Raw genomic sequence first — 12,734 nt, 5'->3', positions numbered from 1 at the left:
CACATGGACGCCTTCACCACCCACCTCGGCAAGGTCGCCCTGCTCGACTGGAGCGACGTCAACACCGACCTGATCATCCCGGCCCGCTACCTGAAGCGGGTTGAGCGAACCGGGTACGGCCCCCTGCTCTTTGCCGACAAGAAATACGTGCCCGGCGGTGCTCCAGAGCCTGACGCCCCCGAGCGGCACGGCCCACTTGCCGACGACTTCCCGCTCAACCGGACCGAGGCCAAGGGAGCGACCATCCTCGTCGTCGGCCGAAACTTCGGCTGCGGATCGAGCCGAGAACATGCGGTCTGGGCCGTCCAGCAAGCCGGCTATCGTGCCCTGATCGCCCCGATCAAAGGGGAGGGGTTCGCCGATATTTTCGAGGGGAACGCCTACAATAATGGTCTTCTGCCCATCGAACTACCCGAGGCCGATTGGAAAGCAATTGCCGATCTGTCTCGATCAGATCCTGATCTCGAAGCAACGATCGATCTGAAGGCTGGGACAATCCATCTTCACCCGTCAAAGGAGGGAGAGCCCGCAGCGATCTCATTTGACGTTTCCGAGGGAGACCGTCATCGCTTGCTTCTCGGACTCGACGCCATCGGCGAGACCCTGCAGCACGACGCCAAGATCACTTCCTACGAGCAGCAGGCGGCGGCCTGGGCAGCGTCTCCCGGCGCGTGATGCGATTCCAGTTCAATCAAGTATTGCTTGCGCCAAAGGCCTCCACTGTAACCACACAGCCGGCCTCCTGACGCAATCACGCGGTGGCAAGGGACTACAATCGCCAATCGATTCCGGCCGTTCGCTCGTCCCACCGCGCGAACGGCCTTCGCTCGACCAATCGATCGTGCTTGCTCGGCGTACGATCGTGTTTCGCCGTACGGAATCGCTTGCAATGCTCCCCAGGCGTCTCGTTCGAATGAAGTACCGGCAAGCACCAGGGGGATCGTAAATGCTTCACGACGTCCCTCAAAATATTCGTCCAGTTCGGTCGCAAGCTGCTCAAGGAGCAGATGAGTACCGTCCTCGACAGTACAACCCAGCCACCGCTTCGTGGCCAGAAGCTGTGCCGTTAACCGCTCGGGGTCGGTAAATTCGAGCAGCGCGAGCCCTTCGTCCGTGAGACCGGCGAGCATCGGACCGATCGGCGTGTTGAGTTGAGCCGTGGTCAGGACGGTCGGCTTCTTGAGTCCGAGGATGCGTTTTTCGAAACCTGGCATGAATCCTCGATCTCCTGGAGGAACAACGGGGGGCCTCTCTCTCGAACTTTATAGCACGAACCGAGAGGCAAACCGGTAGCGATCACCGCGCATCTGACGCTACGATCAACCTCCACACCATCCCCGAACTACTGGAGAACTTGGTCATGCGTGATCGGATTGTTCCGCCTTTCCTGCCCATCGCCCTCATTACGCTGACCATGATGACCGCAACCCGAGGCGAAGAACTCTCGGACGTGGCTCCCGGTTACGACATTCCGCTGATCGATTTGGCCGACCAATCGGACCGCCAGGTGGTCGTGGACCGTGAACCGGGTCAGTACCTCGGCCATCCGACGACCGTCCTGCTCGAAGACGGCCAGACGATGATCATCGTCTACCCCAAAGGACACGGTCGAGGACCGATCGTCATGAAACGGAGCGAGGATGGGGGCCGATCCTGGTCGGATCGCCTGCCGGTCCCCGAGAACTGGACAACCTCTCAGGAAACTCCCACGATTCACCGCGTGATCGATGATGAAGGAACCAAACGGCTGATCCTCTTCTCTGGACTCTATCCCATTCGGATGGCGGTCAGCGAAGACGACGGCCGGAACTGGACACCGCTTGAGCCGATCGGTGACTTCGGGGGCATTGTCGCCATGTCGTCGGTTGAACGCCTGAAGGACGGCAGTTACATGGCCCTTTTTCACGACGACGGCCGGTTCCTTCGAGGAGACGGTCAGCGCAAACCCTTCCAGGTCTTCAAAACCCTTTCCACCGACGGCGGCCTGAAGTGGAGTGAACCGGTGGTCATCGCCGAGCATCCGACCGCTCACCTTTGCGAGCCCGGCCTGATCCGATCACCAGACGGTTCCCAAATCGCCGTCCTTCTCCGAGAAAACAGCAGGCAGCACAATTCCTTCCTGATCGTTTCCGACGACGAAGGGGCCACCTGGAGCAAACCCAGAGAACTCCCAGGCGCATTGACCGGCGACCGCCACGTGGGCAAATACGCCCCCGATGGACGACTGTTCCTCTCCTTCCGAGACACCACACGCGAGAGTCCAACTCAAGGAGATTGGGTCGGCTGGGTCGGGACCTACGAAGACATCGTCGAGGGGCGAGAGGGTCAGTATCGCGTTCGCCTGATGAAGAACCATCGGGCTGCAGACTGTGCCTACCCGGGAGTTGAGGTCCTTCCCGATGGCACGATCGTCACCACGACGTACGGCCACTGGACCGAGGGAGAGGCTCCGTACATCGTCAGCGTTCGCTTCTCACTCGACGAACTCGACGCGATGCACAACTGATCGACACCAAGCCCCCGCGGTTGATCTCAGAGTCCGGTGAGGCAATGTGAAAAAACCGGAGAGGGATGCGAGTCGTCCAAGAGAAATGAGCAAGCTACCCGGCCAGGACTCGAACCTGGAAAAACAGGACCAAAACCTGTTGTGATACCAATTTCACCACCGGGTAAATGACGGTCAGTCAACTGAGAGATTTAGTGTATCAGATGAGGCGGGCGTCGAAAAGGTTCGACCCCTCCTCATCCGTCAACTTGCCGCGGAGATGTCACCGGCTTCTCGATTCGAGGATTGCAGGTTGTGGACGGAATAGGCCAGATGTTCCAGTTGAACACTCAGGTCGACCGCGACGACGCTGACGTCCTGCGGAACAAAGAGTGCCGTGGGCGTGAAGTTTAACAAGCCCCGGATCCCGGCGGCTACCAACTGATCCGCCACTCGCTGAGCAGACTCGGCCGGAACACAAATAATGGCCAGACGCAGTCCCTCGGATGCAACGGTCTGAGGAAGCTCGTCGAGATGTTTGACAGTCAAACCCTCAATGCAATGGCCCAATTTCTTGGGATCATTGTCAAAAAGCGAGACGATATGAAATCGTCGAACCCGGAACCCTTTATATCCGAGTAAGGCTCGACCCAGATTTCCGAGTCCCACCAGGGCGGTCGGCCAGTCACGATCCACGCCGAGTATGGTGCGAAGTTCAGTGATCAGGTCAGCAATGCGGTAGCCCAAACCGGGTTGCCCAAACTGGCCGAAATACGCCAGGTCCTTTCGAACCTGCGCATCATTGAGCCCCAAGGATTTGCCGAGTTGACTGCTCGATATTGTTTCTCGTCCTTGACGGGCAAAGGTTTCCAGCTGCCGGAGGTAAAGGCTCAATCGCCCGACCACAGCCTTGGGCGCAGGCTTGGGTGACGGATTGTCGTGATGAGGCTCCCGCACCAGACCGGACCCTCCTGGTTGGGGACGGGGCGATCGATGGCCGATTCGTTCTGCCGTTCCGTTTGCGAGGGCATCGGTCCGCCAGGATGATCGGAAACGGGCCACAACCGCGATCCTGTGTCGTGCCGCCAAAACGCGTTGTTCGCCTAACAAAAAACCAGTCTTTTCTGACGAATCAACCCTATTGAGATTATCGGGAAGCCAGGCGAGTGGTCAAGCGCTGTCGGTCAGTTGCCACCACGGGCGAGCGATCTGACCACTCAACGAAACATCGCCATCAAGCAACGAAACACGGTGTCGAGTGAGTCGAAGTGCCTCGGCCATCCGGGTCACTCCCAGGCCCCGAAAGGGAGTGAAGTGATGCGAGCCGCCTTCAAGAGTCGGCGCGATGAAGACCTCGACCGCGTCGACCTCTCCGGCGTCGAGGAAGGCACCGAGAACCCGGCCTCCCCCTTCGACAAGGACATTGGTAAGGCCACGACGCCCTAATTCGTCGAGCAAATCGGGAATCGGAATCGGGCCATCGCCCTGCATTGGAATCAGCTCGACTCCCATCTGCTGAAGCGAATGGACCCGATCAGGGGGGGCCATTTGGGAAACGACAACCCAGACCGGAACGCGAAGAGCCGTCAGGGCAAGCTTTGAATCGATCGGCAATCGAGCGGTTGAATCAAGGATAATGCGGGTCGGACTTCTCGGCCCATTGGGACGAGCGGTTAGTTCGGGATCGTCGAGCAAGACGGTGCCAATTCCGGCCAGGATTCCATCCATTCGACCTCGCAACGCATGCACAACGCTTCGGGACCTCGGGTTCGAGATCCACTTGCTGTCTCCGGATTGGCAAGCTGTTTTCCCATCGAGCGTCATGGCCCATTTGGCCGTTACGAAGGGCCGACCGACCGTTAAGCGTTTGAGATAGGGAGCATTCAGGAACCTGGCCTCCGTCTCCTCGACCCCCCATTGCACCTTCAGGCCTGCGTCACGCAGTCGGGCAAACCCACCACCGGCGACCCGTGGAAAGGGGTCTCGCATCGCGGCGACAACCCTCGTGATGCCCGAGGCAATGACAGCATCGGTACACGGAGGCGTTTTTCCAACGTGGCAACACGGCTCGAGCGTGACATAGAGCGTCGCACCTTGAGCAGCCTCGCCTGCCGCCTGCAGGGCAACGACCTCGGCATGGGGACCTCCATACCGAGCGTGATGTCCGACCGCCACCAGCTTACCGTCGCGGACGACCACGGCGCCGACCATCGGATTCGGTTCAACCCATCCAAGCCCTCGGCCTGCTTCGGCCAGAGCAAGCCGCATCCAGCGGCGGTCTTCCTCAGTGACGATTGGCACGGCAGATCCACACTCCGAACGCTTCAAAACGGCCTGACCAGCGAGGGGCGATCCTCGGAAGGCGAAGCAGTACCATCGGCTCCAGGAGCGGAGACAGGCGTAATCTGCTCAAGCCATCGCATCAGATCGGGATCGTTGAGCGCGAGTTGCCGAAGCGCTCGCAAACGCAGTCGAACGACCTCGGGAGGAAGTGGGTCGAGGAGATCACGATACCATTGGGGCAGTCGCGCCTCGAATAAGGGCAGTACGGCAAGTGCCGCCCCATCAGCCTGATCTCGAAGCACTCGAAGATATTCCATTTCGGCGATGCGGAGGAGCGATAACCGGGCCGCACTCAATCGAGCGGCATTGATTCGCATTCCCTCGGCTTGGGGCCCCGAAGGACCAGGAGGTCGTCTTGGGAAGTTGCCTGGCCCACCTCCGAAAGGCCGGTTCTCACTCGGATCTTCACCATCGAGCAGCCAGGCTCCCAGGTCGGGGACTTCGGGCAACAAACGGACTCCTCGCTGGCCGAGTCTCCCCTGGTCCTCAAGGATCGCTCGAAAGGCTTCGCGCACCTCGGGAGATGGTTCGATTTGGCGATCACGAGCAAACTGACGAAGCAAGGTGATCGTCTCGTCCAGAGAGCGCGCTACTTCGACCTGACGACGTGCCGCGTCATCGAGTAAAGCCCAGACCCGCATCAAGGTCACTGCATCGTAGAGCGGGACGGGATTAAAGGTGTCGGCCCGAAACCAGACGGCCATATCGAGTCCAGGCGACTCGGGAGCTGAGTCGGGACCAAGCTCCTGGCGGAGGATGACAAACCGATCTTCGGAGGAGGCCGACTGAAACGCGAGGCGGGTTTCTTCATCAAGTCGGTGGAACCAGGCTCCGAAGCGTCGCATCAGGTCGAGGTATCGCTTGCGCTCCTCGGGATCAAGCTTCGACAGTTCGCGGTCGAGTTCCCGGATTGCCTGTTGCTCGGCAGTCGGCAGCTGTTCAAAGCGTTCGAGTGATTTAGACAGCTCCAGCCTGGTCTGCAGCGGCATACCGGCCAATCGATCGATGGCAGGCGACAGGGGCGTCAGCACCACTGGCAACGCCGTGGCCGAGAGCATCATTGCGGCAAATGTCCGCAGACCGATCATCATCACTCCACCATCGCCGGTCAGTCCGACGCCTCCTTGAACAGGGTTGATTCGTCAAGGCGCCGGAGAAAATCGAACTGACCCACTGCTTGATAATCGTCCAGGCGTTCAGCGATCGTCAGATCATGAGCAAGCCGAGCGGTGCGATCTGGCCAGACCCATCGGGTTACGGTGTATCCAACCAGAGAACTCAGAGTCAGCACTGCGAGAACGATCAATAGACTGACACACCGACGGACAAACGTCCGAGCAGCCCCGACGAGTCGGTCATCTCCAGCAGGACGTTCCGAAGCAAGTGTGATCGTCCGTTCTGTAAACGCGTCGTCTGCCGGAGATCGAGGCAAAAGGTCGAGAAGATCCCAGGTCGATTTGAGCGATTCGATCTCCCGACGTCCCGAGAGACTCCGAGTCAGCTTCTCCTCAAGGAGACGAACCCGCTCCTCAGCGAGTTCACCATCGAGAAACGCAACGAGGTCGGCGCGCTCGTCGGCGGTAAGTCTCAGATGATCCGCCATGGTGCCAACCTCAAGACGTTCAGGAGGAAGCTTCGAACACGTTCGAATCCTTCCTCCAGATCATTCTCCGACCACTCGAATGCGATCCCATGAAGCGTTGACTTTGACCTGAGCGATTGAGTCAGAAATCGATTGGATTTCCCTTCTCGACAGATCGGATCGGCAAGAGAACGCTCACGTGCGAGGACTCAACGGAATCCCCCTCCGAATCCTCCCATTCCTCGCCCGAACCCGCCCATCCCGCCCATCCCGCCCATCCCGCCCATGCCTCCGCCCATCCCGCCCATGCCTCCGCCCATCCCACCCATGCGACCACCCATCCCACCCATGCGGCCGACGCCACGTGCCTGGGGGACCCGAGCCGACGAAGCGCCCCGTGTTTCTCCCGGTGCTCCTGTACGAGCGCCATAGAAGTAACGCTGAGATCGGCCGAAATATCCGCCGGGAGCGGGGCCAGCAGCCTGTCCGGGTAGAAGCACGGTGGCAGGGCGCGTGTATGGCCGGTCTTCGAGGGGGACCATCCGATAGGGATCCTCCATCTCATACAACGCGCTGGCACGCGCGGATTCCGCATTCGCACGCCGAGCCTGGGAATAAAGGTTAATGGCTTCGTTCGATCCACCGGCCAACTGCGCGGCGATGGCCTGGTTTCTTGGCAAGTAGTACCCGTAGTAAGCGCTGAACGGGTCGAATTGACCCGTACCAAACCCAGGAGGCAAATTCGGGATGAACTGAGCCCGAGCCGAAGGGGAGATGGCCAGAATGCCAATCGCGACGACGAGACCGATCCGGAATCGAGCCATAAGAGCCACCTCACTCGGTTCGAGGCGGGAGGGGCAATCGGCCGGGGACCATCCCCGGTTGCAAAACCTCGCCGATTTGAGCAGGACACGGTATTTTGAGTATATCGCCCACCCCGCCTCAGGCCAACCACTCCCATCGGTGTGCTTTGGGATCCGAGTTGGCGCAACGCGCGGATCATGACGGGTGAGCAGGTCATCCCTGATTGAGATCCATGATCGATGCCAGAATTTGACCCCAAGACCTGGGAATTACTCAAGGCCATGCTTCTGATGGCCACTCTACTCGTCATCGTCGCGCTGGGCATCCAGTTGATCACCATCTCTCGGAGACGGCTCACGACCCGATCGTCCGATTCCAGGGCTGAGCAGGCTGATTTGTTCCGGGATGCCTATGAATCCGGAGAAATCAGCACCGAGGAGTACCGCCAGATTCAAGATGCCCTCGACCGAGGTCAGACCCCTCCCCCAGGAGGCCTTGATTCTCTGGGCGACAGGTCTCCCTCCCCGTTGAATGACGCCGAAGCGCAGACCGAGACCGACGCAGAAAACGCCAAGAATGCTCCGGGATTGGAACCTGCTGACGAGCGCGGAACCGAAGACCCCGATTCCCTTCGGTCAGGATGACGATCGGACTGGATTTCTGCGACGAGGCGTCAGCGTCGATTCCCGTCACGTCTCACCCCGATTGACTTCCCCATCGCAGCCGTCCCGAAGGTCGCTTTAGAACGTTCGATGGATCCGGTCGGCATCTCGGGCCGGATTGATCCCAAGACTGCTCTGACGGATGAACGAGACGAACTCGGACACCTCGGCAACGTGGCCGAGATCGGCTTCGATCTGATCCATGGCTGTTGTCCGGGTCCGGCCCTCCTTGTAGAGAATCCGATACGCATCACGCAGCGCATTAATTGCTTTGACCGAGAAGCCTGCCCGTCGCAATCCAACCAGGTTCAGCCCGGAGACGGCGTTGTACCCTTGCAACAGGACAAAGGGAGGAACATCCTTGGTCGTCGAGCCCAACCCGCCGATCATGGCGAGTCGGCCGATCCGAACGTGCTGCTGCACGGCGGCGTGAGCCGAGAGAATACAACCGTCCTGAAGTTCGGCATGCCCCCCGATCAAGGCACCATTGACGATCGTACAACCGTCTCCGACGATCGCATCATGCCCGATGTGGCAACCGATCATCAGGTAGTTGCGATGGCCGATTCGGGTCTCACCTCGGGCCGCGGTGCCCCGGTGAATCGTCACATATTCCCGCATGACATTCCCATCACCTATGACCAGGCGGGTGGAATCACCAGGATCGCGACGATGCTGGGGAGCCTTGCCTAACACGGCACCATGACCGATAAAGTTGTCGCGCCCCAACTCCATCGGGCCAGTCAGGCAGGCGTGGCCTTCGATCACACACCCTGGACCGATAGAGACCGGCCCTTCAACAATTGCAAAGGGACCGACCTGGACGTCAGGGGCCAGAACGGCCTCAGCGCTAATGACGGCCGTCGGGTGGATCAGTTCCGAGTCCGCGAGTGTCATCGGCATCGCCAGTGCCTCCTGCTGCGGCCGCGGGCAACATCCTGTCGCCCTCTTGCGAACGAAATCATCGGCAGTCCGACCACCGTGATTACGACTGATTGAGACCGAGATGCGGTCTAGATCAGGTGAGTCGCTTTCGAATCACCGAACGAGGTCATCAAAAGCAATCGGTCTGACCCGCCCCCGCTCATGACAAAGGGACCGGTTGACCCGACCGGGCGCTCTGCACCTCGGCATGACAGAGGACAAGGGCTTGTCGAGCCAGTTCTCCTGAAAGTTCGGCTGCGGGCACTCCCGATTGGACCGACGCCACGGCGGCACCGATCTCCTGAGCGAACGCGTCGATCGGGTCTCCACTCCCCAGTTCCGGGTGTTCAACCTGACCATTCGGTAAGATCACCGAGACGGGCATCGCCAAATGGAACTGATCGCCGAGGGTTGCGGACTCGAAGGCGAGGGTCGCCCCTTCCAGGTAAAGTTCGTAACCGTGAGTAAAGGGGCGGCCCGACTGGCTCAAGGCCCCGGAAACGGCCGAGACGGCCAGGTCCGGATCTTCGTAGAGGTACTGAGTGGTCAGATGAAGCGCCACACCATCCTCAGACACGCCTCTGCTCTGCACGGCCTTCGGTACACCGCACACGAGTCCGATGAAATGAGTGTCGTGAATGTGCAGGTCAATCGCGGGTCCGCCGTTACTTTGAAGATCGGCCACACCGCTTGACCAGTCCGGCTTGGAGATGACTCGCTTAAAGTGCGCCGCCTTGAGCCGACCGTAACGTCCCGAGGCCACTGCGTCTCGGGCAAAGGCGAATTCCGGGAAGTATGGCAAGACGTGAGCAACCATCAAGAGTCGGCCTGCCTTCTGAGCGGCGGCGACCATGCGGTCGGCATCGTCGGTTGACAGAGCGATCGGCTTTTCGACGAGCACATGCTTGCCGGCCTCAAGGGCCTTGATCGCCATGTCCGCATGCTGCTCGTTCGGCAGGCAGAGATCGACCAGTTGAACGCGATCGTCAGCGAGGAGTTCATCGAACTCCGCGTAGGCACTGATTCCCGAAAGGTCCATCTGTGTGCCTTTCGGTCCGAAATTTCCCTGGATCCCGGTCCAGTCACCCGATCGTTTCTTGGGGTCACGGCTGCAGATGGCAACCACTTCAGCATCCGCGAGTTTGCGGGATGCCAGGAAGTGGATCATGCCCATGAAGCCGATGCCGACGATCCCGATCCCGACCATCGCACCATCCCGGAGTCGCGAGACATCGTTCGAACCGGACAGAACCTCCTCAAGAGGAAGCCCTGACCTATGATGGAGGGCACCATAGCACGCCGTCGATGCCCTGACAAGGCCGGGCGTCGGCAGGTCCGGAAGCTTCGTCTTGGAATCGGATTGCACGAGAGAAAGCCATTGGAATCTCCGGAGATCTCCTCCGGAGCCTTGCTCCCAGGGAGTCCCTCGCGATGATTTGCATCACTCGACTGGTCCTCATCATTTCCGTGGTCACACTTACCGGTCTTCCGTCCTCAGCGGTTCAAGCCGAGGATCCCGCTGCAGAACAGAATCGCCGCCTGGGTCGCGGCATCAATCTCGGCAATGCCCTGGAAGCCCCTCGGGAAGGGGAATGGGGAATGGTCCTGGAGGAATCATTTTTTGAAGCGATCCAGCAAGCCGGATTCGACTCGGTTCGTATTCCGATTCGCTGGTCGAATCATGCGAAGCGAGAGGCTCCCTACATCATCGATCCCGCCTTTTTCGATCGCGTGGACTGGGCCATTGACCAGGCGATCTCTCGGGGATTGCAAACGGTGGTCAACGTTCACCACTTCGAGGAACTTTATGAGCACCCGGAGGCCGAGCGATCGCGGTTCCTGAGCCTCTGGACGCAGGTGGCCGAGCGTTATCAGGATCTGCCCGGCTCGGTCGTCTTCGAACTGCTCAACGAGCCGCACGGCAACCTCGACACCGAGCGGTGGAACTCCTTGCTCGTCGAGGCTTTGGAGGTGATCCGCGTGTCGAATCCGGATCGGATCGTCATGCTTGGGCCCGCCTCCTGGAATAATTATCGGTCGCTCGAGTCGCTTCAACTCCCCGAGGACGACCGCCGTCTGATCGCCACCTTCCACTACTACGATCCGTTCCCGTTCACCCACCAGGGGGCCGAATGGGTCGAAAACTCCGGTCGGTGGCTCGGAACTTCCTGGGACGGTTCGGACTCGGAAAAAGCCGAGGTCACGTCGGCCTTCGACCAGGTCGTCGCGTGGGCAAAGCAGCACGATCGACCGATTTACCTCGGCGAATTCGGGGCCTATTCCAGGGCCGACCTCGCTTCTCGAGCCCGATGGACCGCGTTCATCGCCAGGCAGGCAGAAGAGCGGGGGTTTTCATGGGCCTACTGGGAGTTCGGCTCGGGCTTCGGCGCATTCGATCGGGAAGAAGGGCGCTGGAGACCGGAACTCCTGAACGCCCTGATTCCGACGAGCAGGGTGGGAGATTGCCCCTGAAGTCAAACGAAGACCGGCTCACCCATCGCTCGAAGATCAAGGGCGGTGGCGGGTTTCCTCCGACGGATTCGCGCGGGATTATGGTGCGACTTCATCCCAGGAGGAGCACCATGACCGATCCGATTTCCCGTCGCAATTTCCTCGCATCCTCAGCCCTGGCAACCGGAGCCCTTGCGGCCGGTGCCGTCTCAGCAGCAACCCCGAGTCCGCACCCGAGGCCCCGACACCCTGGGCCAAACGAGCAGATCACGCTCGGATTTATCGGCACGGGAGGCATGGGGCGAGGCTTGATCAATACGTTCAAGCGCTTCGACGACGTTCGGATTGCCGCCGTCTGCGATGTGTACGAACCGCACGCTCTGGAGGCTGTCTCCACCTCCGGCGGGAACCCGGACGTTTACGACGATTTCCGCCGCGTCATCGACCGAGAGGACATTGACGCGGTCGTCATCGCCACGCCCGACCACTGGCACGCAATCCCGAGCATCCTCGCCTGTCAGGCTGACAAGGATGTCTACTGCGAGAAGCCGCTTGCCTGGTCGATCGGCGAGGGAAGCCTCGTCGCAAAGGCTTCGGAAAAACACCAGCGCGTGACCCAGATGGGCAACCTGATCCACGCGACCGACAACTACCATCGGATCGCCGAGATCGTCCAGTCGGGCTGCCTCGGGAAGATCACCAAGGCTCGGGTCTGGATGGCCCGCGATGGCAAGAGCGACTTCCTCGGCACGCCAGAGAACGGCACGCCTCCAGCGGGATGCAATTACGACATGTGGCTTGGGCCGGCGCCTGAGCGTCCATTCAACCCCAATCGGTTCACCTTCAACTGGCGGTTTTTCTGGGACTATGGCGGCGGGTTCCTGTCGGACTTCGTCTGCCACCTGGTCGATCCGGTCCTCTGGGGGATGAAGGCCAAGGCCCCGGAATTCATCGTGGCCAGCGGAGGCCGCTACGCGCTCGATGACAACGGCGAAACGCCCGACACGCTGGAAGTCATCTACCGATTCCCGACGGACTGGCAACTCATCTGGAGTCTTCAGACCAGCGCACCCCACGGATTCCGAGGCCGATCGTCTGGGATCGAGTTCGTCGGCACCAAGGGAACGCTTCACGGCCACTACAACGATTACGTGATCATTCCCAATCCCGGCGAGGAGATCGTCGAGCCTGAGCCGACCCTGCCGCGATCTCCGGGGCACCATCGCGAGTGGCTCAACAAGATCAAATCTCGTGAACTCTGCTCCTGCAACTTCCGCTATGGCCACGAGCTGACGGCGGTCGGTCACCTCGGCAACATCGCCCTCCGAACGCAAGAGGCGTTGCAGTGGGACAGCGGAGCCGAACGCTTCACGAACTCTGAAGAAGCGAACGGCCATTTGTTCCGGAACGAATACCGCAAGCCCTGGGACTTGCCGAAGGTTTGATCCCCGAACCCTTCCCATGCCCGATGACCGCTGCCTTG

General features: G+C 60.2%; 13 protein-coding genes and 1 tRNA gene. 5 read left to right on the top strand and 9 right to left on the bottom strand.

What is annotated here, in order from left to right; all coding sequences use genetic code 11:
- The first annotated feature begins 3 nt into the window (after positions 1-3).
- Complete coding sequence (leuD, locus tag HG800_RS03750; RefSeq protein ID WP_169973903.1) at positions 4-675, top strand: 3-isopropylmalate dehydratase small subunit; 672 nt, start codon at positions 4-6, stop codon at positions 673-675.
- Here the strand turns inward: leuD and HG800_RS03745 are convergent.
- On the bottom strand, positions 630-1,214 hold the full coding sequence (locus tag HG800_RS03745; protein WP_169973901.1) for a methylated-DNA--[protein]-cysteine S-methyltransferase: 585 nt from the start codon (positions 1,212-1,214) through the stop codon (positions 630-632). The two genes, leuD and HG800_RS03745, sit on opposite strands and share 46 nt — an antisense overlap.
- A 146-nt stretch (positions 1,215-1,360) precedes the next feature.
- Here HG800_RS03745 and HG800_RS03740 point away from each other — a divergent pair, with 146 nt between their 5' ends.
- Positions 1,361-2,506 carry a sialidase family protein gene (locus HG800_RS03740; protein WP_169973899.1) on the top strand — a complete coding sequence of 382 codons (1,146 nt, stop codon included), beginning with the start codon at positions 1,361-1,363 and terminating at the stop codon, positions 2,504-2,506.
- A 94-nt stretch (positions 2,507-2,600) separates the two neighbouring features.
- On the opposite strand, the gene HG800_RS03735 is transcribed toward HG800_RS03740, so the two are convergent.
- The 6 genes from HG800_RS03735 to HG800_RS03710 form a co-directional block, all read right to left on the bottom strand.
- Positions 2,601-2,672: transfer RNA gene (locus tag HG800_RS03735), tRNA-Gln, on the bottom strand.
- A 77-nt stretch (positions 2,673-2,749) separates the two neighbouring features.
- Complete coding sequence (locus HG800_RS03730; protein WP_169973897.1) at positions 2,750-3,442, bottom strand: redox-sensing transcriptional repressor Rex; 693 nt, start codon at positions 3,440-3,442, stop codon at positions 2,750-2,752.
- Between the two features lie 213 nt (positions 3,443-3,655).
- The gene (ribD, locus tag HG800_RS03725; RefSeq protein WP_315851964.1) at positions 3,656-4,786 is read right to left on the bottom strand and encodes a bifunctional diaminohydroxyphosphoribosylaminopyrimidine deaminase/5-amino-6-(5-phosphoribosylamino)uracil reductase RibD; all 1,131 of its coding nucleotides are present in this window, start codon (positions 4,784-4,786) and stop codon (positions 3,656-3,658) included.
- Positions 4,787-4,809: 23 nt separating this feature from the next.
- Complete coding sequence (locus HG800_RS03720; RefSeq protein WP_169973895.1) at positions 4,810-5,919, bottom strand: hypothetical protein; 1,110 nt, start codon at positions 5,917-5,919, stop codon at positions 4,810-4,812.
- A gap of 17 nt (positions 5,920-5,936) precedes the next feature.
- Entirely contained in the window at positions 5,937-6,431 is a 495-nt protein-coding gene (locus tag HG800_RS03715) for a hypothetical protein (protein ID WP_169973893.1), read from the bottom strand.
- Positions 6,432-6,619: 188 nt separating this feature from the next.
- Complete coding sequence (locus tag HG800_RS03710; protein ID WP_169973520.1) at positions 6,620-7,234, bottom strand: hypothetical protein; 615 nt, start codon at positions 7,232-7,234, stop codon at positions 6,620-6,622.
- Between the two features lie 219 nt (positions 7,235-7,453).
- Between HG800_RS03710 and HG800_RS03705 the strand changes: the two genes are divergently transcribed.
- Complete coding sequence (locus HG800_RS03705; RefSeq protein ID WP_169973890.1) at positions 7,454-7,858, top strand: hypothetical protein; 405 nt, start codon at positions 7,454-7,456, stop codon at positions 7,856-7,858.
- Positions 7,859-7,954: 96 nt separating this feature from the next.
- Here HG800_RS03705 and lpxA read toward each other — a convergent pair whose 3' ends face one another.
- Positions 7,955-8,779 carry an acyl-ACP--UDP-N-acetylglucosamine O-acyltransferase gene (gene lpxA / locus HG800_RS03700; protein ID WP_235963233.1) on the bottom strand — a complete coding sequence of 275 codons (825 nt, stop codon included), beginning with the start codon at positions 8,777-8,779 and terminating at the stop codon, positions 7,955-7,957.
- A 181-nt stretch (positions 8,780-8,960) separates the two neighbouring features.
- Positions 8,961-10,007 (bottom strand): Gfo/Idh/MocA family protein, encoded by a 1,047-nt coding sequence (locus HG800_RS03695; RefSeq protein WP_169973888.1) that lies wholly within the window; start codon positions 10,005-10,007, stop codon positions 8,961-8,963.
- Positions 10,008-10,231: 224 nt separating this feature from the next.
- On the opposite strand from HG800_RS03695, the gene HG800_RS03690 reads away from it, so the two are divergent.
- Both HG800_RS03690 and HG800_RS03685 read left to right on the top strand, forming a co-directional pair.
- Positions 10,232-11,272, top strand: coding sequence for a glycoside hydrolase family 5 protein (locus tag HG800_RS03690; RefSeq protein ID WP_169973886.1), 1,041 nt, complete (start codon positions 10,232-10,234; stop codon positions 11,270-11,272).
- A 110-nt stretch (positions 11,273-11,382) separates the two neighbouring features.
- Complete coding sequence (locus tag HG800_RS03685) at positions 11,383-12,696, top strand: Gfo/Idh/MocA family protein (RefSeq protein WP_169973884.1); 1,314 nt, start codon at positions 11,383-11,385, stop codon at positions 12,694-12,696.
- Positions 12,697-12,734: the final 38 nt, after the last annotated feature.

It is taken from the genome of Tautonia rosea (assembly GCF_012958305.1).
Classification (GTDB): domain Bacteria; phylum Planctomycetota; class Planctomycetia; order Isosphaerales; family Isosphaeraceae; genus Tautonia; species Tautonia rosea.
The sequence above is the reverse complement of the archived record's forward strand: the minus strand, read 5'-3'. Positions and strand labels throughout refer to the sequence as shown.

What these genes read in the sequence shown, in the direction of transcription:
- leuD (WP_169973903.1), top strand. Translation starts at nt 4, where the DNA reads ATGGACGCCTTCACCACCCACCTCGGCAAGGTCGCCCTGCTCGACTGG.
- HG800_RS03745 (WP_169973901.1), bottom strand. Translation starts at nt 1,214, where the DNA reads ATGCCAGGTTTCGAAAAACGCATCCTCGGACTCAAGAAGCCGACCGTC.
- HG800_RS03740 (WP_169973899.1), top strand. Translation starts at nt 1,361, where the DNA reads ATGCGTGATCGGATTGTTCCGCCTTTCCTGCCCATCGCCCTCATTACG.
- HG800_RS03720 (WP_169973895.1), bottom strand. Translation starts at nt 5,919, where the DNA reads ATGATGATCGGTCTGCGGACATTTGCCGCAATGATGCTCTCGGCCACG.
- HG800_RS03715 (WP_169973893.1), bottom strand. Translation starts at nt 6,431, where the DNA reads ATGGCGGATCATCTGAGACTTACCGCCGACGAGCGCGCCGACCTCGTT.
- HG800_RS03710 (WP_169973520.1), bottom strand. Translation starts at nt 7,234, where the DNA reads ATGGCTCGATTCCGGATCGGTCTCGTCGTCGCGATTGGCATTCTGGCC.
- HG800_RS03705 (WP_169973890.1), top strand. Translation starts at nt 7,454, where the DNA reads ATGCCAGAATTTGACCCCAAGACCTGGGAATTACTCAAGGCCATGCTT.
- lpxA (WP_235963233.1), bottom strand. Translation starts at nt 8,779, where the DNA reads ATGCCGATGACACTCGCGGACTCGGAACTGATCCACCCGACGGCCGTC.
- HG800_RS03695 (WP_169973888.1), bottom strand. Translation starts at nt 10,007, where the DNA reads ATGGTCGGGATCGGGATCGTCGGCATCGGCTTCATGGGCATGATCCAC.
- HG800_RS03690 (WP_169973886.1), top strand. Translation starts at nt 10,232, where the DNA reads ATGATTTGCATCACTCGACTGGTCCTCATCATTTCCGTGGTCACACTT.
- HG800_RS03685 (WP_169973884.1), top strand. Translation starts at nt 11,383, where the DNA reads ATGACCGATCCGATTTCCCGTCGCAATTTCCTCGCATCCTCAGCCCTG.